17 protein-coding genes are annotated in these 21,918 nt (G+C 41.3%); 4 read left to right on the forward strand and 13 right to left on the reverse strand.

Features of this window, described 5'->3' with window-relative positions:
• Positions 1-173 precede the first annotated feature (173 nt).
• Both KSU66_RS10975 and KSU66_RS10980 read left to right on the forward strand, forming a co-directional pair.
• Entirely contained in the window at positions 174-1,814 is a 1,641-nt protein-coding gene (locus KSU66_RS10975; protein WP_269051483.1) for a glutathione ABC transporter substrate-binding protein, read from the forward strand.
• A 183-nt stretch (positions 1,815-1,997) separates the two neighbouring features.
• Positions 1,998-3,638 carry a glutathione ABC transporter substrate-binding protein gene (locus tag KSU66_RS10980; protein ID WP_269051484.1) on the forward strand — a complete coding sequence of 547 codons (1,641 nt, stop codon included), beginning with the start codon at positions 1,998-2,000 and terminating at the stop codon, positions 3,636-3,638.
• A 78-nt stretch (positions 3,639-3,716) separates the two neighbouring features.
• Here KSU66_RS10980 and KSU66_RS10985 read toward each other — a convergent pair whose 3' ends face one another.
• The 7 genes from KSU66_RS10985 to KSU66_RS11015 form a co-directional block, all read right to left on the reverse strand.
• Positions 3,717-5,165, reverse strand: a complete 1,449-nt coding sequence (locus tag KSU66_RS10985; protein WP_269051485.1) for an alpha-amylase family glycosyl hydrolase — start codon at positions 5,163-5,165, stop codon at positions 3,717-3,719.
• Positions 5,166-5,510: 345 nt separating this feature from the next.
• Positions 5,511-5,885 (reverse strand): YisL family protein, encoded by a 375-nt coding sequence (locus tag KSU66_RS10990; protein ID WP_269051486.1) that lies wholly within the window; start codon positions 5,883-5,885, stop codon positions 5,511-5,513.
• 62 nt (positions 5,886-5,947) lie between these two features.
• Positions 5,948-6,847: a fumarylacetoacetate hydrolase family protein gene (locus KSU66_RS10995; RefSeq protein ID WP_269051520.1), complete on the reverse strand. Its 900-nt coding sequence runs from the start codon at positions 6,845-6,847 to the stop codon at positions 5,948-5,950.
• 75 nt (positions 6,848-6,922) lie between these two features.
• Positions 6,923-8,068, reverse strand: coding sequence for a DUF418 domain-containing protein (locus tag KSU66_RS11000; RefSeq protein WP_269051487.1), 1,146 nt, complete (start codon positions 8,066-8,068; stop codon positions 6,923-6,925).
• A complete protein-coding gene (addA, locus tag KSU66_RS11005) occupies positions 8,065-11,763 on the reverse strand; it encodes a helicase-exonuclease AddAB subunit AddA (RefSeq protein ID WP_269051521.1) in 3,699 nt (1,232 codons plus the stop codon). Before addA ends, KSU66_RS11000 begins: the two co-directional genes overlap by 4 nt.
• Positions 11,741-15,241: a helicase-exonuclease AddAB subunit AddB gene (gene addB / locus KSU66_RS11010; protein ID WP_269051488.1), complete on the reverse strand. Its 3,501-nt coding sequence runs from the start codon at positions 15,239-15,241 to the stop codon at positions 11,741-11,743. Before addB ends, addA begins: the two co-directional genes overlap by 23 nt.
• A 97-nt stretch (positions 15,242-15,338) precedes the next feature.
• The gene (locus tag KSU66_RS11015; protein ID WP_269051489.1) at positions 15,339-15,965 is read right to left on the reverse strand and encodes a TVP38/TMEM64 family protein; all 627 of its coding nucleotides are present in this window, start codon (positions 15,963-15,965) and stop codon (positions 15,339-15,341) included.
• A gap of 145 nt (positions 15,966-16,110) precedes the next feature.
• Between KSU66_RS11015 and KSU66_RS11020 the strand changes: the two genes are divergently transcribed.
• Both KSU66_RS11020 and KSU66_RS11025 read left to right on the forward strand, forming a co-directional pair.
• Entirely contained in the window at positions 16,111-16,836 is a 726-nt protein-coding gene (locus tag KSU66_RS11020; protein ID WP_269051490.1) for an AzlC family ABC transporter permease, read from the forward strand.
• Positions 16,836-17,144 carry an AzlD domain-containing protein gene (locus KSU66_RS11025; protein ID WP_269051491.1) on the forward strand — a complete coding sequence of 103 codons (309 nt, stop codon included), beginning with the start codon at positions 16,836-16,838 and terminating at the stop codon, positions 17,142-17,144. The genes KSU66_RS11020 and KSU66_RS11025 overlap by 1 nt, the downstream gene beginning before the upstream one ends.
• Positions 17,145-17,222: 78 nt before the next feature.
• Here KSU66_RS11025 and KSU66_RS11030 read toward each other — a convergent pair whose 3' ends face one another.
• From KSU66_RS11030 to KSU66_RS11055, 6 genes are all read right to left on the reverse strand, one after another.
• Positions 17,223-17,465, reverse strand: a complete 243-nt coding sequence (locus tag KSU66_RS11030; protein WP_269051492.1) for a CsbA family protein — start codon at positions 17,463-17,465, stop codon at positions 17,223-17,225.
• A 28-nt stretch (positions 17,466-17,493) separates the two neighbouring features.
• Positions 17,494-18,663, reverse strand: a complete 1,170-nt coding sequence (locus KSU66_RS11035; protein ID WP_269051493.1) for a PDZ domain-containing protein — start codon at positions 18,661-18,663, stop codon at positions 17,494-17,496.
• Positions 18,664-18,864: 201 nt separating this feature from the next.
• A complete protein-coding gene (locus KSU66_RS11040) occupies positions 18,865-20,274 on the reverse strand; it encodes a S41 family peptidase (RefSeq protein ID WP_269051494.1) in 1,410 nt (469 codons plus the stop codon).
• 94 nt (positions 20,275-20,368) lie between these two features.
• Positions 20,369-20,935 (reverse strand): redoxin domain-containing protein, encoded by a 567-nt coding sequence (locus KSU66_RS11045; protein ID WP_269051495.1) that lies wholly within the window; start codon positions 20,933-20,935, stop codon positions 20,369-20,371.
• On the reverse strand, positions 20,932-21,576 hold the full coding sequence (locus KSU66_RS11050; RefSeq protein WP_269051496.1) for a hypothetical protein: 645 nt from the start codon (positions 21,574-21,576) through the stop codon (positions 20,932-20,934). Before KSU66_RS11050 ends, KSU66_RS11045 begins: the two co-directional genes overlap by 4 nt.
• Positions 21,577-21,801: 225 nt before the next feature.
• On the reverse strand, positions 21,802-21,918 hold a 117-nt coding region (locus tag KSU66_RS11055; RefSeq protein ID WP_269051522.1), incomplete at its 5' end, for an IS3 family transposase.

Here is a 21,918-nt window from a genome sequence, read left to right on the forward strand (position 1 = left end):
TAAAAAGTCTGTCGTCGGTTCATTCCGATTGACAGACTTTTTATCTTTCCAAAACTCAATCTATGAAAATACTTTAGCTAAAGACATTGTCGGGCTCTTCCTTCTGTGATATATTCTCTCTAACTGATGCATTAGTGCAATTAGTTTAATAATTATTTAAAGGGGGAATTTGTATGAAAAAGAATCATAGCCTGAAATGGTTATTCGTTCTTGTGCTTGCTATGTCAATGATTCTTGCTGCTTGTTCAGGTGGCGGTACGGGCACGAAAGAAGAAGATTCAGGAAGTACTTCGGAGCCGGATAAAGACTCCAAAACAGCAGATGAGACGGAAACAAATGGCGAAGGTGGGGATCTTGTCATTGCCGTTCTTTCAGATGCATCATCGCTTGACCCGGCTGGTTCAAACGATGTTCCATCATCTGTTGTACAAGCTAATATTTTCGAAACACTTGTCAATCGTGATGAAGACAACAATATTATTCCAGGGCTAGCGGAAAAGTGGGAAGCTATCGACGAAACGACATATGAGTTTAACTTACGAGAAGGCGTTACGTTCCATGACGGCGAACCATTTACTGCGGCTGCTGTAAAAGCAAACCTTGACCGGATTCGTGACGAAGAAGTAGCGTCACCACGTTATTTCCTTTTCGAAATGATTACTGATGTAGAAGTTGTTGAGGATCATACAGTTCGGATTACAACTGAATATCCATTTGCCCCTCTTCTTGCCCACCTTTCACATAATGGTGGCGGAATGGTTAGCCCTAAATCGATTGAAGCGGATTATGCCGCAATGTCAGGTGAAACAAAAGCAGGTTCTGTCATTTCTCAAAATCCAGTTGGAACCGGTTACTTTAAATTCGATAGCTGGAATCCAGGTGCAGAAATCAAACTTGTGAAAAACGATGACTACTGGGGTGATAAAGTATTTGTTGACTCTGTAACATTTAAAGTTATTCCGGAAAGCGGTACACGTAATGCCGACCTCGAACGTGGATTTGTTCAAATTGCAGATCCTGTACAACCAGTAGAAGTAGCCGGCATTAATAGTGGCGACTATGCAAAAGTAAACCAAAAAGCATCATCAAGTCTTTCTTATGTTGGTTTTAATGCGGAGAAAAAACCATTTGATGATCCGAAAGTTCGTCTAGCTATCTCAATGCTAGTAAACAAAGAAGAAATCATTGAGGGTGTTTACGATGGATTTGGAATTCCTGCAAAAGGTCCACTTGCACCAGGAATTTTCGGTTATAACGATGACGCTAAACCGACTGAATACAATGTTGAAGAAGCAAAAAAACTATTAGCTGAAGCTGGCTTGGAAGATGGATTCAAAACAACAATCTGGACGAACGATAATCCACAACGTATGGATACAGCAATTGTTCTACAAGATAGTTTGAAAGCGCTTAATATCGAAGCAGAAATTGAAGTAATGGAATTTGGAGCTTATTTAGAAAAAACAGCGGACGGCGAACATGATATGTTCATCCTTGGCTGGTCTAACCCGACTGGTGACGCAGACTACGGTATGTATGCCCTGTTCCATTCAACTCAAAAAGGAAATCCAGGAAACCGTACATTTTATGAAAATGCTGAAGTTGACAAACTTCTCGACCAAGGTCGCCGCGAGTCCGATCCGGATGAGCGCATCAAACTTTACAATCAAGTTCAGGAATACCTGATCGATGATGCACCAATGGTCTACATCCACCACCAAGAATACTTGACTGGTGTAAGCAATGAGATCACAGGATTCTCAATTGGTACTGATGGCATTTACCAGTTACAAAATGTTAAGTTTGTAAAATAAGGATTCATCTAGTAAGGTCGTGGAATATTCCACGACCTTTTTATATTCTATCATTCAATATATTTTTAAATATTCGAAGTAATTAAATACCTCATTGTTGAAGTCTATTTTCTATGGTATATTGTTTAATATGTACTGCTTTAGTAGGTAATACATACAAAAGTAATGGGGGGGTTATTTTTTATGGGGAAAAGTAATAAAAAGTGGTTTTTCGCTATCATACTTCTGCTTTCTATGATTCTCGCAGCATGTGCGGGCGATGGCAGCGGTAGCGACAAAGATTCCAAGTCAAAAGACAATACGAACGATAATAAAGACAAGGCTGAAGAAAAAGGGACAGGTGAACCAATTGAAGGCGGTGACCTAGTAATAGCGGCCCATTCCGATGCATCTACAATGGATCCAGCAGGTTCAAACGATGTTCCTTCTTCGAATATCCAATTCAATATTTTTGAGAATCTCGTGAAACGTGATGCGGACAACAATCTAATTCCAAGTCTCGCAGAAGAATGGGAGGCAATTGATGAAACAACGTATGAGTTCAAGTTACGTGAAGGCGTAAAGTTTCACGACGGCGAAATATTTAATGCAGATGCAGTGAAAGCAAGCCTTGATCGTATACTTGATCCTAAAGTAGCATCCTCGAAATACAATACGTTCGAAATGATTTCTAACGTAGAAGTTGTAGACGACTATACGGTTCGTATAACGACTGAATATCCGTTCTCACCAATTATTACACATCTTACACATGGTGGTGGTGCCATCATTAGTCCTAAATCGATTGAAGCCGATTATGCTGCGATGGAAAAAGGCGAAGATGCCGGCTCTGTTATTTCACAAAATCCAGTTGGTACCGGCTATTTCAAATTTGAAAGTTGGGCACCGGGCTCTGAAGTTAAACTCGTACGTAACGAAGAGTATTGGGATAAGTTAGCCCACGTAGATACAGTAACTTTCAAAATCGTTCCGGAAAGTGGGACGCGTAAGGCAGATCTTGAGCGTGGTTTTGCACAAGTAATTGAACATGTACAACCGAATGAAGTCGCGGTTATTAATGATAGTGATCATGCAAAAATAATTCAAACACCATCTACTGCACTTACATTTATCGGATTTAATCTGAACAAACCACCATTCGACGATGTTAAAGTACGCAGGGCTGTATCAATGATGGTAAATAAACAAGAAGTTATCGATGGTGTTTATGATGGATTTGCCATTCCGGCAGAAGGTCCCCTTGCACCAAAATCATTCGGCTATTCACCAGATTTAAAGGGAATTGAATATGACGTGGAAGAAGCTAAAAAACTAATGAAAGAAGCGGGATACGAAGATGGATTTAAGGCAAGTATTTGGACAAATGACAATCCACAACGTATTGATATTGCCGTTCTTCTGCAAGATACATTAAAAGAACTGAATATAGAAATTACAGTTGAACAAATGGAGTTTGGAGCATACCTTGAAAAACTTAGAGCCGGAGAACATAATATGTTCATGCTAAGTTGGAGTAACTCACTAGCAGATGGAGATAACGGTCTATTCTCCCTATTCCATTCATCAGTGAAAGGTGTTCCGCCAAATGCTACATGGTATGGTTCTCCTGTAGTAGATGATCTTCTAGATGGAGGACGTCACGAATCAGATCCCGATAAACGCGCACAAATATATAAAGAAGCACAGGAAGAACTCGTTAAAGATGCCCCGTTAATCTTTTTGAATCATCCAGAATATTTGACGGGTGTTAGTAATTCAATTACAGGATTTTCGGTCGACACATCCAATATCCTCCACTTACGAGATGTACAATTTGTAAAATAATACGAAAAGTGAAAGCGCCTCATGAACACATACAAAAGGCTCCTAACCGACATTCACAGTCGATTTAGGAGCCTTTACTTATTTCTCTACTGATTGTTGACCGCTCTTTTTCCCTCTTCTCCATACAATGAAAAGGAAACTTAAGAATAGGACATAGATAAGAATTGACGCAATTAGATAAGGTGTGTTAAATCCTTTATCTTCTTCTACAATATAAATTTCGGCAATTTCTCGGTTTAACACAACACGGAATACACCATCGTCTGCTTCTTTTACAAGATCGCCATCAAGTACACCACGCAACTTTTTCTTTTCCCCAACAAGCTCTTTTGGAAATTCAAAGTTTGACGTAGTTGTTGAATTATTTAATGCAACAATCCAAGTTTCATCTTCATTCGCAACTTTATATACGATAAAACCATCTTCATTATGCAAAATTTCATAATCACCATTTCGAAGTGCTTCTGACTGATTACGCAGTTTGTTTAAGTCCCCAATAAAGTCATATAACTCCATATCCGTCTTAAAGTTTACGAGTGGATGACTTTGAGGTGCTGATTCCCCGTTGACCGCAATTTCAGTACCATACGTCACCACTGGAATGCCCGGTAAAGTAAACAACGCTGTAGTAGCAAGTTTCCATCTTGTTGGCGGAAACATTCTTTTTTCTACCATATCAAAAGTGAAACGTGGCCCTGATAATTCATCTAACTGAATGAATTCCATTTTAGCCTGATCTTCAAATAAAATAAGTGATTTGGAATCTGAATCGAACGATACAAATGTTTCCTTCAGTGCCTCACCTTTGTCATTATTAGGTACTGCATCGAAATTAGCTTCAACTGCTTCATTTGAAATGACGTATATATCTGGTTGTATTTCTTTTATCGCTTCAATGACTTCATTAATATAAGCCGTGTCAAAACCATCAAGTTTAGTCAATCGAATGCCGTCCAAATGATGTTCTTCGACAAATGCAATAACCGCATTTTTCAACGCTTCTTTCACTAACTTATCGGAACTATCCCAATCAATCGTTCCTTTATCTGCCGGTGTGCTAGTGAACAAGCCGTCTTTTGCCCAAATGTGGTTTGCACTCACACCACTGAAAGGAAAGTCCGCCATAATCGACATCTTTTTCCCATGAGCCACTTCAATCAATTCTGCAAGTTCATCGTTAGAACCAAAATGTGGTTCTAGCGTTTCATAATTGAGCACATGACTTCCATCATATGTCTCCGTAGCAAAGATGGACCCTAGCGAAATCATTGTGAAACCCATTTCCGATATATAATCAATTCGGTTGATGATGCCCGCGAAGTCCCCCCCACTGAATGCACTCATATCTTGAGTATCGATATTTTCATCATTTGTGAAGTTTCCGTTATCAAATCGGTCAACAAGAAGATCATATATACTTTCGTCCTCAAGCGTACGTCCTTCTTTCGCCATTACGCTTGCCGGATTAAGAATAGAGAAAAGTACTACTATTGAAGTTAAAAATCCAACCCATCTATTCATCCTCATAAAAAAAGCCTCCTATAAAAACACGCTATCACTCGTTATTTTACCAAACACTAGAGCATGCCGCCATTCATTTAACGATTTAATGCAAGAGATCATTGGAAATAGGTCATATTTGTGAATATCTATTATATATAGCAGGTTAAGCAAACGAATACGAACTGTAGGCATTTTAATAGGAACGCATTATTTCAGCGGACAATCGAGTTGATAGAGTGGAGATTAATCCAAAAAGAGTGGACAATACGGGACAATGAGTGGACATCCAGCGAAGACGCCGTTCCAACATATCTATTCGCTCAAAAAAACGCCCGTTAGTAATATACTAACGGGCGCCTTCCCTATTCATTATGCGAACCAATCAATTCCAATTGGAAGTTTGAAGCCGAGGAACATCGTTGCGAATAAAAAGACAAAAAACAGAATCCATAAAACGGAAACGCTTTTCCCTTTATTCGAACGAACGAGCACCATTTCCATCATACCAATTGTTGCAAAACCAAGTAGGAATTTAACGCCGTAAAGCGCCCCATCCATGCTCATATATCTTATGAACAGCAAAAGTCCTGATAGTAAAATCAGCACATAAAATAAACGAGCTGTCATATGTACAATTTTCTGGCCTTTCGAACCACTTGCCATTACAGCAGCTACTAAAAACAAGATAACTCCAACAACCCATGTGAAGATATGTAGATGGGTAGTGTTTGATAAAAAGTCCATAACGTTCACCTCAGTTAATTAAATTTATTACTAGATAAGCTTATCATAATATGGAAGTTTGCTCACATGAAACGGTTTGAAAGGGTTCCTATTCCTTCAATTGATACATTAACAACATCCCCTCTTCTTAAAAATGAAGGTGGATTCATAGCTTTCCCTACTCCCGCAGGTGTTCCTGTTAAAATAACATCACCCGGTTCAAGCGTTACAAAACGAGATATTTCTGCTATCAATTCGTCTATTTTAAAAATCATTGTTTCAGTATTACCATTTTGTCTGACGTCACCATTCACTTTCGTAACAACGGATAACTTTTGTGGATTCGGCATCTCAGCTTTCGTTACGAGATAAGGTCCCATTGGACATGATCCTTCTAAACTTTTACCAAGGAAAAACTGACCATGATTTGTTTGAATATCGCGTGCTGTTATATCATTCGCAATTGTATAGCCAAAAACATAATCATATGCTAATTGCTTGGGAATGTTTTGGCCCCCTTTTCCAATAACGACAGCAAGTTCTCCTTCATAGTCTAGATTTTCCGTTATGTCCGCATGCACAGAAAGTTCCTGCTCATCAGCAGCGATTGAAGTTGGGGACTTTGTGAAAATCATCAATTTTTCTGGTGGCGCATCGGCTCCCATTTCAGCAGCATGATCTGCATAGTTTTTCCCTACGCAAAGGACATTTTTAGGTGTTCTTGGAACCGGTGAAAGCCACTCGATTGCCTCAAATCTAAGTTTAAAACGGTTCGCATCCGTATCTTGCCCGGCTTGCTCTACAAGTTTCCGTATTTTTTCAACGAAATCGAGGCCGGACGCTATTCCCTCTATCATCGTTTTCGGGAAATCGTCTACATCGTATTCTTCAGCAATCGCTTGTACATTCCAAACCGCTTCTTCTTTCTTAACTTTCGGACCGAATAATGTTATACCCTCATAACGGAAAGACAGTAACTTCATCAAAATCCATCCCTTCTCATATATGTTCCCTGTACCCTCTTATTACGACAAATCACTCTGTTTATCCTCTTTATCCTACAAAACTTTTCCGTAGGTCCCTTTTCTCCATAGCCACTCAAGTGGACCCATTTTGAATTTGGATAACCATAACTCCGCAATAATTACTTGAATTGAAAATACGCCAACTGCAATCCACGTTCCTGTTACAAGATCTATTTTTCCATATAACCCAAATCCATAAGAATAAAAAATCGTCGTAGCGACAACGGACTGTGTAATGTATGTCGTCAGTGACATCCGCCCGACTTTTGCAATCGGTTTAAACACCGTTTTAAAAAGTGGTATTGAAAATAGATACAACATCACACCAACGTAACCCGCGGCTAAAATAACACCGCCAAAAGTATCTTGTATCATAACTACGTCCGCTGTCGGTTCCCCGATATACGGCAATGCTTTGAGCCAAATACCAAGCGCGAGCGCACCAACCGTTAAAGCTACAATTCGACCTTTTAATTCATTTGATCGTTCGACTATTTGCCATTTCGATAAGGCAACACCTATCATGATAATTGGCAAAACGATAAAAAATCCCATAAATGTACTACTAAAACCGAACACCAGCCATTCAAATAATCGAAAAACAAAAAGCTCGCTATATGTACCATATGCATATGCACTTATCGAAAGCTCGATTTGATGAATATCCGCATAGCCATCCATACCCGGGAGCAATTTAGTAATCACATAGAGTAAACTAGTCGGAACGATATATATTACCGCCGCAAGCGGCACTAACCACTTCGCAGGGATTCGAACTAAGGCAATAATAACAAATCCCATAATCGCATACGTGAACAAGACATCCCCGTACCATAAAAATAATGCGTGCAAGACCCCGATAAAAGCAAGGATTCCAAGTCGTCTTGCCGCTATCGGTGCGAATGGTAATCCGTTCGCAATCGATTTCTCATATTGCATATTCAAACCATAACCGAAAAGCATAGCAAATATCGGATAAAAACTACCTTCTACAAAAATATCAATCCACTTAAATGCCTCGGCATCACCAGGTGTACTAAACCAAGTGAATGGATCAAAGTAAAGATACGGCGAATGAAAATGAAGCATATTTGCGATAAAAATCCCAAGCAGTGCGAATCCGCGCATAATATCCAGCGTTTCGATTCGATTTCCTAGCGTAACTGGTGTTAACTTCAAATTTCTTCCCCCTGTATTTGCACAGTCCTGTTTCCGTCAAACAGATAGAGAACCATCTCTTTAATTTCTATATTAACAATCGCTTCAATAGCCTGCTTGTAAAGCATGAGCTGAATGCCATAACGCTGTTGCATTTCCTGCTCTATTTCCTGATCCGAACCGTAATGCCTACTTACCCGGTCCGTTTTATAATCAAGTAACACCCAACCATCAGCTTCTTTAAACAAACAGTCCGCAATTCCTTGCAAGATCTGATAATCCCCATCTCCGTCGTCATGTGCGTACGTAAACGGTAATTCACGGAAGGTTTTCTCTGCAATCATTAAACGTTTCGCAATTGAAGTCTGAAAAAATGCCGCAACGGAGCTTACATTGACCACTTTTGCTTCTTCTTTTGTCAGTAATTGTCGCGCTTCCAGGTCTTTAATAAGCCCTTCGACAGTTTGAACACTATGCGATTTCCGAATGTCGATATGTTGCATAATCGTATGCATAGCCGTTCCAATTTCCGCCGAGGACAATGCGCGTATCCTCATGAATTCGGGGCGGTCATGAAGATATGCAGTGCTTACTTCATCCCCATTTTCCATGAATGGATCTTCTTCAGCTTGTTCAAGTAACGCGAGCCTTTTTAATTCGCTTACCGTTTGTTTCGAACGCTTTGTTACGGAATTCACATGTGGATATGTCCAATCAAAACGACGTTTTACTTCAGCAAAGGCCTCTTCGTCCAGCTCTACTGGCACCCTTTCCACTTCTTCGACTTGCACTTCTTGAACAGCATCATAGACCGCCGAAAATGGAAGCGCATCGATTTTCCATTCAGAAGGGTTTTCGACGAACTGCCCCCCTTGAATCACACCGAACTTCCCAAATGCTTGATGTCTCGCGACTGAGGGACCAATCCAGTCTAAATACCCATTCGCACGGGACCGTGTATATTCGGGAAGCATTAACGCCGGATCAACCAATTGTGCATCTTGCCATTTCCCAATTTCTCTTTCAATATCTTTAACAGATGCAATAATTTGCAGATGCTCTTTCGCACGCGTCATCGCGACGTACAAAATACGCATTTCTTCCGCACGCATTTCCAATTCTTTCTTTTCTTTCATCGCAAGAAATGGTAGTGATGTATACGTGATTCGATTGTCGGGGTCAATTGCCTTCACTGCAAGACCGAAATGTTGATCAAACAAATACGCTTCATTGAAATCCATTTTATTGAACTTACGACCCGCCCCCGCAATGAATACGTACGGAAACTCCAAACCTTTTGATGAGTGAATGGTCATAATACGAACGACGTTTTCTTTTTCACTGAGTGAACGTGCTTCTCCAAGGTCATCCCCACGTTTACGCATCCGATCCACAAAGCGAAGAAAGCGAAATAGACCACGAAATGATGTTTTTTCATAATCAATCGCGCGGTCGTGAAGGGCACGCAAATTCGCTTGCCGCTGTTTGCCATTAGGCATCGCGCCAACGATTTCATAATAATGGGTGTCTGTATACACTTGCCAAATCAGTTCGGAAAGCGAACCACGCCTTGCAAGATTCCGCCACTCTTCAAATTGCCTATAAAACTTTTCCAATTTTTTCTGCGTTTCCGGCATTATTCCCGAACCGCCCGTACGTATGAACTTTTTCAATGCCTCATAAAATGGCTCGTTCGTTGCGGCTAGTCGTACTTGCGCAAGTTCGTTTTCCGTCATGCCGATAAACGGTGAACGAAGAACAGAAACCAACGGAATATCTTGATATGGATTGTCAATGACACGTAATGTATTTAACATAATCATCACTTCAAGTGCATCGAAATAACCACGAGATAATTCCGCATATCCAGGAATTCCCGCCAGTTTAAACTGTTCTACAATTTCACCCGACCACGTCATCGAACGCATTAAAATGACAATATCTCGGTACTCAAGTGGACGTTTTTTATCACTAAATGCATCCGTTACTTCCGCACCCGATGCCATTAATTCATTGATCTTCTTAATCATGAACCGTGCTTCTGCTTGCGAACTTTTCAAACTTTCATCCGGAACTTCTGCTGATCCATCGTCAATCATATCTTCTTCATCGTCTTCATAAAGAATCGTAAGCTCTGTCGAAATAGGCTTTTCAGGATACTGTGCGCCGTATTTCAATGCCGCCGCCTCATCGTATTCGATTTCACCAACACGCTTCCCCATTACTTGCGAGAAAATAAAATTCGTCGCATCCAGGACTTCTTTTCGACTTCTAAAATTGGCATTCAAATCGATTTTCAGTCCACCGTCATCCGTTAATCCTTTGAAACGATTGTATTTACCAAGAAACAGCATCGGTTCGGCAAGGCGGAATCGGTAAATGGACTGCTTCACGTCACCTACCATAAACAGATTGCCATCTTCTTCGCCGCCGCGTTTGACAAGCCGAACAATCGTCTCCTGTAACATATTTACATCTTGGTATTCATCGACAAGCACTTCCTCAAATCGATTTCGATAATCCAAAGCGATATCGGACGGCATAAGTTGCCCGTCTTCTTCTTTTGATAAAATCCGAAGCGCATAATGTTCAAGGTCCGAAAAGTCAACAATGCCTTTATCACTTTTCACTTTTTCATAACGTTCCCCGAAATCAATCACGAGGTCGACAAGTGTATGCATCGCCGGTGCCATTAAACGAATTTCCTCAAGTAAACGTGCGGGCGTTCTCGTAAAATAATCCTCTTTCAAGTCAGTGACGACCTTTTTCACAACATCGCGAATAGCTTTTGCCCGTTTGGCTAGTTCTTCATCACATGAATCTTTGCGAATCGTACCCGCCCTGACCCATTTCACCGTACCAAAAAATTCATAGGTTTCTTCCCATGTCCCCGTCGTAATACGCCGTATTGCTTCGTCAATCCACATTAAGTCAGTTTCCGCCGTCGTAGCAAGCGGTTCGGGTCCGTCTGGCATGAGTGCAATCCGTCTTAAATCTCCAGTTAGCGCCGCGGCTTCCTCAAGTGAATGACGAATGGATGTTTTTAGTGGCCCTATAAAATCGAGTTCATCAATTGATTCGACATTTTCGATTTCATACTGCGTCGGGATAAATCGCAACCATTCTTCAGGTAACGGATGCACCCGCGAATAGTCGTATAATCGATCAATTAGTGTTTCAATCTGACGATCATCCCGGTCCGATGAAAAGCTATCTGCAAGACGGTACATCGCTTCGGGATTTTCTGCACTATATGCCTTTTCCAATACGTCCCCAATCGCATCGTCTCGAAGCAATGCCGCTTCCGTACTGTCCACAAGACGAAATCCCGGATCGATATCAAGTAAATATGCATATTGCCGTACAACGTTTTGACAAAAAGAATGCAGCGTAGATATTTGAGCTTTATTCAACAAATTTAGTTGTCTGCGCAAATGGACCGACTCTGGGTTTTCCGTAATCGCTTCTTCAAGCGCTTCCGCCATTCGATGTCTCATTTCAGCAGCAGACGCATTTGTAAACGTCACAACGAGCAATTGATCCACATCGATTGGATTTTGTTCGTCGATTACCTTTTCAATCATTCGGGTGATAAGTACTTTCGTCTTTCCCGACCCTGCGGCTGCAGAGACAAGTATATCTTTACCAGACGCCCAAATGGCCGTCCACTGGGCATCCGTAAATGTAAGCCCCTCAGGTTTCACGGGTATGTTCATCATCCGCACCCACCTCCTTACGCATTTTTTCAAGCGACTCGTCCGCATCCATTACATCATAGGATCTGTACGCATGGACCGGATCTGTCTCGTCAAACTGACAAACCGGACGATATGCACAATACTCACACGGCATCTTATCACGCAGTTTGTACGGGTAGACTCGTGTATCTCCTGCAAGCATCGCATTTCCAGCCATTTGATGTCTTGTTCTGACATATGAACGCATCATTTGCATATCGTCCTTCGACACAACTTTCGACGCTTTCGTAAACGTTCCATCTTTTTTAAATCCCGCTGGAATAATCGATGACGACTGGTTAATATCCGCATCCATTCCTTCGACAACATTCGGAAGGTCAAGAAGGTAGCCTTTCATCTTAAATGATTTCGCAATTTCCTCTTCTAACGATGCCAGCGAAAGTTCTGTTCCTGGACGAATCATCGGATTATGGACATGCATATACAAAACCCCGGCTGGATCCGCATACACTCCGAGCCAATCATCCGCATTTTCCAACGCGACATCTAAATACGTCATCATTTGAAGAGACAAGCCATAATAAACTTCAGACAAATCGAGCGCACGTGCAGAAGACTTATAATCGACGACACGAACATAGCTTTTTCCATCGATTTCCGTCGCATCGATGCGGTCAATCCGACCACGCATCTGCATCGTATCCCCTCGGCGAAGCGGGATTTTCAACGAAGGTAATTCCTCACCCGGTCCGAAAGCCGCCTCGATTGCAACCGGTTTAAACCGGGTCGATTTCGCTTGCGTATTGAGTGAATAAATCGTCCGTTGAATAATCCGCGTCAGCTTCCGTTGAATATAGACATATCGATTCGTCGACAATAAAATGCGGTTAAAGAAATACGGTGATAGATCTTCAACGGCATCCTGCGCCAACTTCCAACATTCTTCCCTTGTAAGTTCTGCCCATGATTTGTTAAGCCGCATCACTTCGTCAGACACCCATTTCAATGCCGCATGAAATAGATCTCCGATTGCTGGTGCTTCCAATGTATACTCCGACCGTTCACGAAGACCAAGTCCATACGATGCGAAATGTTGAAACGGACAACTATAATACGACTCAATCCGCGAAACACTCGAAACAAACGATTCTCCGTATAAGCCCGCCGTCATTTCAGGTCGAAGTCGCTCCGTTTCTCCACGCCCTTCCATAGCTCCAATAATTCCTTTTGAAATGGAAGACCAATACAAATCCTTTTCATAATAAGCAAGCACCGCTGTCCACTTCGGAGATAACTCACCCAACATTTGTACTTCCCTTAGTTTCATCGCAACATACGGTAAAGCCGCACGCGGATGACTTATATAATCAAAGGCATTTTCTTCGTCAGGCAGTTCGGACGGATCTGTTACTGCGTACATCGTTTTCGTACCGGGTAGAAGTTGCTGAATTCGAGTAATATACAACGATGGAATAAGTGCTTTTCCTTCTTCGTCGGCAACTGGATAAGATACATATAGACGCTCTCGCGGTGCTGTAAACGCTCGATACGCCATAAATGTTTCATCCATCAGCTTCATTTTTGAAGTCGGCGCCAGCTCAAATCCAATTTCACTGAACCACTCCCGGTCCACATCCGACAAGATCCCTTCATTGTCAATGCGCTGTGGAAGCACACCGTCATTCACCCCAAGCACATAAACAACGTCAATATCCATTAAACTTGAAATCTCGATCGTCGAGACAGTCACTTGATCAAGTGAAGGAGGAATTCTTGTAAACTCGAGCGAATCGAAGCCTTCATCTAAAATACGGGCCGCTTCTTTTGAATTCATCTTTTTGTCGCCAAACATAAGTACAAACTGATCCAATACGTTAATCCAACCATTCCACGCCTGTTCGTGCTCCGTGGCTCCAAGAAGACGCCCCGCACGTTCTTCTTCCGCACGTAAGTCAATAATCTTATCGTAAATACGCAGCTTTTCCATAAATACAAACAGGGCTTCCGCAACGTCTTGTCCATTTTTTGACTGCTTCACTTGTTTTTCAAAGACGCTAAGCGGCTCCCGTAACTGATTGCGAACTACATGCAAGTCGAGTTCCATCGCTTTTTCGTCGTCCGTTTGTATATCCGAGTACAGCTCAAGTCCACGATACTTCTTCACTTTCCAACGCGCATCATCATACCAACGGGCCCCATAAATTCCATGCGCAAGCACATAGTTTTCAAGACGATCCGCTCGGTCACGCCATAATTTCTTATCTTCTCCGTGTGGAAAAAACAAATCGGTCTTCACTGCACGAAATACCGACTCGTACGACCAACCCGACGTCACTGCTTCCAAAACCGATCGTGAAAACTCGATAAGTGGATGATGCAACATCGGTTTCTTCCGACTTATAAAGACCGGAATATCGTAATGTGGGAAAATAGTTTCAATCAACTCATCGTATTTTTCCGGTTGTCTATACAATATGGAAATATCTTTATATCTTTTGCCATCCATCATAGATTTACGTATACCACGTGCGACAGCATGTATTTCCGCACGACGGTCTCCTGCTTCAATCAGTTGTATATTTCCTTCCGACACTTTTTGCTGTGCGGGATAATGGTCAAATTCTGCCTCCATATGACGTAAATCATCGTTTTCGAATCTTTTTGTCTCTGTCATATATACATCTTCTTCAACAGCAATCGATTCATCGCGTGCAATTTCCCGCAGACGAAGTGATGTCCGAACCGGATTAAAAAACAATTCATGTTCTGCAAATCCGGCCGTTGCGTCTTCCATAGGTAAAACAACGGTAATTCGATTGGCATGCTTCATCAGTTCCCCAATGATTTCATATTCTCGTGTCGTGAAGTTTTCAAATCCATCAATGTAAATATCTGACCCTTTTAAAACTTGCGCATGTTTGATTTGCGAAGAAAGGAGAGCCAGATGGCCTTCACTATCGACATAAGTCGTTCCAAGTCGTTCTTCGATTTTAGTGAGAAGCAGTTGCAAATCACTCGCTTTGTCAAGTAATGTACGCGGTGCTTTGGCAACTTCTAATGATTTATATAGCTCATCCATCGCTTCAACGTCCAAGCAATAACGGCTAAATTCTTTTAGTAAATCCCCAATCTGTTCTGTGAAGCCTCTCTTGCTTGCTGCTTTTCTAAATAACTTAAATTCATCTTGATTCTCTTCGAGCACACTTCGTACAAGCATTCGATAACCAAATCCATCGACTTCTTTTCGGGTAATGCCACCCGCTTCTTGTAGCACACGCCACGCAAGTCGTTTAAACGTAGACACTTGTGCACGAATAATTCCTTTCAATCCAAAATTGACAGACAAACTATGCTCTACCGAAAAAGACATCTGGTCAGGTACAATGACAAATACCGGAGCGCCCAAAGGATCTTGTTCAAGACTTCGTGCAATTTCCTGTTGAATGAACATCGTTTTTCCAGACCCGGACCTACCGGTTATAAAACGTAATGACATACAGTTCACTTCCTTTCCAAATAAAAAATCCTATAACCCTTTCTATCTATTGTACGTGAAAATAGATAGAAAAGGGTTACAAGGATAATCAAGTCCATTAATTTTCATCGGGTTGCGTAGCAGATAGTGATTTAAATTCTGCTTCTACTTTTTTATTGAGTCGCAATTCAATCTGCTTCCCAACGAACCAAAGCAGGACAATTACAAAGATAACAATGGCTGTCCGTATTGGTTGGGTAAGCAACGCTTTCAAATCGTGGCCAATATAGCTTATTGTAAAGATCATAACGAATTTCCCTGCCATAAGCGTGACGAGATAATACTTTTTCTTCATGTCCGAAAGTCCGGCAACGAGATTGACGAGTGCAGACGGTGTAAAAGGGAAACAAATCAGAAGAAATAAAGGCCCAAACCCATTTCGATCCACCCACTTAATAAGCGTCTGGACACGCGCACTTTTCGTCATAAACCGAAGAAACCGATTACGTCCATACTTTCTGATGAGCAGGAAGACTACATACGAACCGGCAAATGTGCCGACCCATGATAAAACGAAACCATACCACAGTCCATATGCACTTGCATTTGCAAAGACGAAAATAAATAACGGTAAAAAAGGAAGAAACGATTCGATAAAAGGAAATAACAAACCAATTAACGGGCCTAGTGCCCGATAATGCTCAGATATTTCAATAATTTTATCAACATTAAACCATTCGCTCATTTTTCAACACCCTCACTTATTCTTACTGGAAAGTATGTCCAACTAACCTATTAAAATATACATTTAGAATCTTCTCTTATGTCTCTCCATTAAAACATGAATATGGTGTATAATCATCTAAACTATCTAAGAAAGATGTGACATTATGCGGAACAATCAATTTTTATCGGGATTAAAAGCTGGACTGAGTATTGCCATCGGATACTTTCCGATTGCGCTGACCTTTGGTTTACTCGCAAAAACAGCTGGCTTGTCGATTATTGAAGCGACTGCTATGAGTATATTCGTCTACGCTGGGGCAGCCCAATACATATCACTTAGCCTAATCGCAGCGGCTGTAGATCCGCTTTTAATCGTTTTGAACACATTCATCGTCAACATTCGTCACTTTCTTATGACGGCATCGCTCAACGAAAAGATGCAACCAGAGAAAAAATGGATCAAATCGATTTATGCTTTTGGAATTACCGATGAATCTTTTTCGGTACTTGCGACGACTGTAAAAGGAAAAATTTCGACAGCCTTTGCATTCGGTGTCACACTAATCGCCTATGGAAGTTGGGTTAGCTTTACTGCAATCGGCCATATAATCGGTGCTAATTTACCAACTTTTTTACAAGCAGCTATGTCCATAGCACTTTATGCAATGTTTGTAGGACTGCTTGTGCCTTCGATGAAAGGCAATCGTAAAGTCATTATGCTTGCCGCGCTTGGTGCAGCGATTCACTGTTTCTTTTACTTCACAGGAACCTTGTCCACAGGTTGGGCAATTCTCGTTGCGACCCTTGCCTCTTCAATTATAGTAGAACTTATTTATTCAAAAAAAAGAAAAGCGGCTGAAGTAATGTACATGCGGAAGGAGGAATTATGATGGGACCAGCCTATTGGTGGATGCTTTTCGGAATGGCGCTTGTCACGTATATTCCACGAATGATCCCGCTGACATTTCTTGATGGAAAAGAATTACCTTCGCTCGTTTCGGCGGTTTTAAAAAATATTCCTTATGCTGTTCTTGGTGCACTTATTTTTCCGGCAATTTTATTTGTACAAGAAGGTAATATTTTATTCGGCGTAGTCGGCGCTGGTGTTGCTTTCCTAATCGCTATTGTTGGTGGCGGCGTCATGTCCGTCGTACTTGGTACAATTGGTGTGTTAGCTGTCTATAGTATGTTTATGTGAAAAGGCCGCGGACAAGCGGTCTTTTTCTTACGTTCAGTCAAGTTAAAAAACCACCCCATTTAGGGGCGGCCGATTGTTTCACATATTTTTTCTAGCTTTTTCAACCATTCGCTTCGCATACCAAAAGCCGATCGTGAGCGACAACGCATCCGCCGCATAAAGAATCCAGTCATGCGTATAACCCGCGTAGACCGATGCGGCAATAAGTGCTACCGTTAAAATAAGTCCAACAATATGATGGAATGTAACTCTCGTAAAAAGAATAACAAGAAGCCCAGGCAAGAAAAGGGCCATTAGTAACTTTGTTTCAAATAATTCCATTGTAAGCATTCCTTCCAAAGTAAACCATTTATCGGACGACGAGAAGCCCTAAGCGATGATGATCATGCCGGAAAATGACTTGTTGCATAAGACGGACTTCCCCGTCGCGACCAAGGACTTGTAAACGACAATGAGCAGCATTTACTTGAATAGCGGCATACAACTCTTTTTCATTACTTACTTGGCGCCCATTTACGGCACGTATACACTCACCTGTTACGAGACCCATTTTCTCCGCGGGCGAATTAGGAATTATGCCCGCGATGACAACACCTTTTGAAATTGGTGCAACCGCAAAGGCTCCTATCCTTTGCCCCACCGCAGTCTGGATGGATATAATGGCTCTACCAGCGACACCAATTCCCAATGCTGCCCAGCCCAACATAGGCATCCATAGTGCGGCGAAACCAACAGCGATTACAACAACCCCTACAAGTGCAATTGCTCGTCCCATCTTTGGAAACAACAGATCGGCGTACGTTGAGCGTGCCACTTGTGAAAATCCTATAATAATAGGCACTGGAACGAATGTAAACAATGTTTCGCCTAGCGTAAACTGTGGCCAATACGGAACATACGCGGAAATCATATCACCGGGAATAAGAAATAATACAGGCAGTAACCAAAGCCGCTTCCCTTTATATGCAACTGCTTGTAATCCACGCTTTGTATTCATAAAAAAAGGTGATGCATTTTGTGCAACGTAACGATTGATTAAACGCCCTTCCACAACGAGGAGAAGCCCCGCTATTACGGGAACTGTTATCGCAAGTTCACCAAAAAGGTCAACCTTCCCGGCCACCCATCCAAGATATGTAAACCCACTTGCATACTCTCCTAGAAAGTATAGCGCAATAAAAGCGCCCGCTGCAAAATAAATCGGTGATGCAATTTTATAATAAAATGTAATCAGAGCAATCATTGCGGCTACGACAAATAAAACAAGCCACCCTGGATCGACAACCAAACCCGTAACTAAAATAACAACGGATAATATAAAAGCATAGAATAAAGATTCAGATACAAGAAGTTTCAATTCTGTTAATCCTGGAAGTAAACGTATGTTAAAGCTACGTCTTTCCCGTTTCACACGATAATAACCAAGCAATACCGCAGCCAAAAGTGCCATAATAAATATCGGGTTCAAGAAAAAAAACGCGACCGCTTGTAATAAATCCGATACTATTTTCTCCTTCACAAATCGTCACCTCACACTCTCCAACAACATCATTACTATCTATTGTATCAAAAGAAGCATCTATAATGCGAATACAGACTTGAATTTTTCGATAGTAAGTACAGAAAAGCACAAGTACCTGATCAGCTCGTGAAGGAAACAAAAGAATCCTTTGTTACAACATTTAAGGATACAAAAAATCCGACGCTAGGCCGGATTCCTTTATTTTGAAATTACATGATGGATATAACCAATAGCCATCTGTAATTGAGCATCATTGTCGATATCATTTCTATACTTTTCTACTTCATCTTTTAACGCCTTGAAAAAGTCTCGATCCATTACACCACTAGTTTCAGCCTTTGAATCACTTTGAAACTCTTTAATTGCTTTCTTAGTACCCTTATCAAAATAACCATCTTCACGTCCTAGGCTGTAACCAAGCCCAATAAGTAAACGTTGGCCGTACGCAACATCGTCATTAAAATCTCCTTCTTTGAACTCCTCGGAAACTAATCTGATATGCTCCTCGAACAACCCACTTTGCTCAACTAAAAGATCGGCTTGCACACCTTTCCCATGAATCCAAGTCTCTTTCGGCGTTAGCCATTTCGCAGTGGATAGCTTCATCTCACCGCCATTTGAAATATCCATCGTTTCCTGCACGGTTCCTTTTCCAAAGCTCGTTGTTCCTGTAATATATCCTCTTTTTAAATCTTTCATCGCCCCACTTAACACTTCACTTGCGGAGGCACTGCCCTTATCTTGCAATAATACGATAGGTATCTTTTTTAGCTTTTCATCAAATACGCGTTTTTCCGATTTTTCAACTACAAGCGGTGTCATGATCCCTTTTGCATCTTGCATAAATGCAAAAACCGTATCTTCCACCAGCAAACTACCGGCAATTTCACCCACACTGTGCAAATAACCCCCAGGGTTCCCACGAACATCGATTATAAGAGCCTCTGCGCCCTTTTTGAGAAGCTTATCCGTTTCATTCTGCCATTCTTTTGCCGTTTCTTCTCCGAACGTTGTAATCGATATGTAACCGACTTTTCGCTCGTCTCGTTCAATTATATCTGATGCTACCGTTATCATAGAAATTACTTCGCGCGTAACTGTCAGCTCCAAATGTTCCCCCAAGTCGGGTCTGAAAATTGTCATCGCCACCGTTGTCCCTTTTTTCCCCCGAATACGCCCAACAACTTCTTTTAATGTGTCGCCCTCCAACCTTTCCCCATCAATGCGCACAAGTTCATCATATGGACGCAAGCCCGCTTTTTCAGCCGGGGATGATTTCACTGGAGCTACAATAACAAACTTTCCGTTGGTCCTAGTAATCTCCGCCCCAATTCCAATTCGCTCTCCTGCAAGCGATTCCCTATGTGCGGCCGCTTCTTCCCCCGTCAAATAAGTGGAATACGGATCGCCAATCACATCTGCCATTCCCCGTAAAGCACCTTCAACAAGCTTTTCACTTTTAACTGGGTATACGCCTCTTTTTTGAATAAGCGAAAATGCTTCATCGATTACTGGAACTGTACTTACTGTTTGTTCTTCGTTTTTTCCTTTCCCAAGCACACCGTCTACGATTAAAAAGACCGCTACTGAAGCAATTAGGAATAACAAAATGAAAAAAAACCGGCTTTTGCGTATAATATTCCCTCCTCCATTCACTATATGAACAGAAAAAGAACATTACGACAGCATAAACCGGCTTCTCTTAATTCAAACTATCGACATAACTTTTGATTGTCTTTTCATCCATTGGCTTCATAAGCTTATGGGCAATCGTTCCGTCCGTATTTAGAAAATACGTCGTTGGGATTGCCAGTATTTCATATGTATCCATAACAAGACCATCCGTATCTAAAGGTACAGGAAAAGTAAGCCCGTATGCGCTCACAAACTCCTCAATACCTTTAATCCCTTTTCGTTCTTCGCCCATTAAATTCACCGCGATAATTTCAACATTATCTTCCTCTTTGCTTTTCTTGTAGTAATTTTCCATATGTGGCATTTCTGCTTTACACGGTCCACACCAAGATGCCCAAAAGTTTAAAATCACTTTTTGTCCTTTGTAATCCGACAACTTTACGAGATCCCCGGAAAGCGTTTCAAGTTCAAAATCTGGAAGTGTATCTCCTTCTAAAAATCCAACCTGTTCATCTACCAATCCCGTTACTTCTTCAATCGGTTCCGTCTCCTGTAAATTCGATTTTACAGTTAGTACAATCATCGTACCAATAACAAAAGCTGTAAGTATAATTCCTAACGTCTTTTTATTCACACTTGTCCCTCCGTTTCACGCCAACTAAATAAAATACATGCAAAATATATGCCAAGACCTACCGTCACTGTAAATGGTGCTCCCGTTAGTCCACCAACTTGAAAAGCAGCAACAAATAGATGAATCGATACGAACATTAGTACAAGTTGAAATGGCCATACAACCGACTTTTCAATATTCACCCAAAGAAATAGAAGGAATGTAGTAAACATAGCGACGGTCACTAGCTGATTGACAAATCCGCCTTCATTCAAAAATACCATCATTATTTGATAGACCGCTTGGACAATTACAACGCCCGTAAATAGCGCGGCTATATTAGTTATTGTAAATTTTTTTCTTTTCATTTCAATAAAAATTCTACCGATAGCCGCAACAAGTCCGAAATAGAAACCTACAAGTCCACCATCAAAATAAATAATAGATAATGGTGACTTGATAACAGTACTAAAATCAGTCAGGATGACACTTAACTTCCAAACGATAAGTAAGTAAAAGATTGCATCCCCAAAAAGATCAGCAATTTGTTTTCCAAATCGGGCACGGACTGCACTATATGCAATAACAAACGCGGTAATGAGAGCAATCCAAATGGAAGGTACTGAAAACGTACCAATAATAAACGTTTTTGTAACGGGCATTTGCTAGTTGCTCCTTTGACTTTGTATACTATTTATCGTATCGAATGATGTATTCCATTGCGACCTATTTGCCCCAATTAATAACGATTAGAGCACTAATGTGTATATATATTGAACATATAAATATAAAAGGCATTCACAAAGCGCTGTAGCCGGCGCAATCGAAAATAAAAAGCCCGCCATCGGTTCCGAGGTGATGTGACCCCTTAAAGTTAGAGTTTTATATTAAGCAGCTTGTTGGCTGGTGTGAAGACGGTATTGTACCGGACTCATGCCCGCCAATTTCTGTTTGATTCGTTTGTTATTATAGTAATGAATATACAATTCGATATCACTTTTTAG

The organism is Sporosarcina sp. G11-34, assembly GCF_026931025.1.

Coding starts and splice junctions, on each gene's coding strand:
- KSU66_RS10975 (WP_269051483.1), top strand. CDS start 174: ATGAAAAAGAATCATAGCCTGAAATGGTTATTCGTTCTTGTGCTTGCT.
- KSU66_RS10980 (WP_269051484.1), top strand. CDS start 1,998: ATGGGGAAAAGTAATAAAAAGTGGTTTTTCGCTATCATACTTCTGCTT.
- KSU66_RS10985 (WP_269051485.1), bottom strand. CDS start 5,165: ATGAGGATGAATAGATGGGTTGGATTTTTAACTTCAATAGTAGTACTT.
- KSU66_RS10990 (WP_269051486.1), bottom strand. CDS start 5,885: ATGGACTTTTTATCAAACACTACCCATCTACATATCTTCACATGGGTT.
- KSU66_RS10995 (WP_269051520.1), bottom strand. CDS start 6,847: ATGAAGTTACTGTCTTTCCGTTATGAGGGTATAACATTATTCGGTCCG.
- addA (WP_269051521.1), bottom strand. CDS start 11,763: ATGAACATACCCGTGAAACCTGAGGGGCTTACATTTACGGATGCCCAG.
- addB (WP_269051488.1), bottom strand. CDS start 15,241: ATGTCATTACGTTTTATAACCGGTAGGTCCGGGTCTGGAAAAACGATG.
- KSU66_RS11015 (WP_269051489.1), bottom strand. CDS start 15,965: ATGAGCGAATGGTTTAATGTTGATAAAATTATTGAAATATCTGAGCAT.
- KSU66_RS11020 (WP_269051490.1), top strand. CDS start 16,111: ATGCGGAACAATCAATTTTTATCGGGATTAAAAGCTGGACTGAGTATT.
- KSU66_RS11025 (WP_269051491.1), top strand. CDS start 16,836: ATGGGACCAGCCTATTGGTGGATGCTTTTCGGAATGGCGCTTGTCACG.
- KSU66_RS11030 (WP_269051492.1), bottom strand. CDS start 17,465: ATGGAATTATTTGAAACAAAGTTACTAATGGCCCTTTTCTTGCCTGGG.
- KSU66_RS11050 (WP_269051496.1), bottom strand. CDS start 21,576: ATGCCCGTTACAAAAACGTTTATTATTGGTACGTTTTCAGTACCTTCC.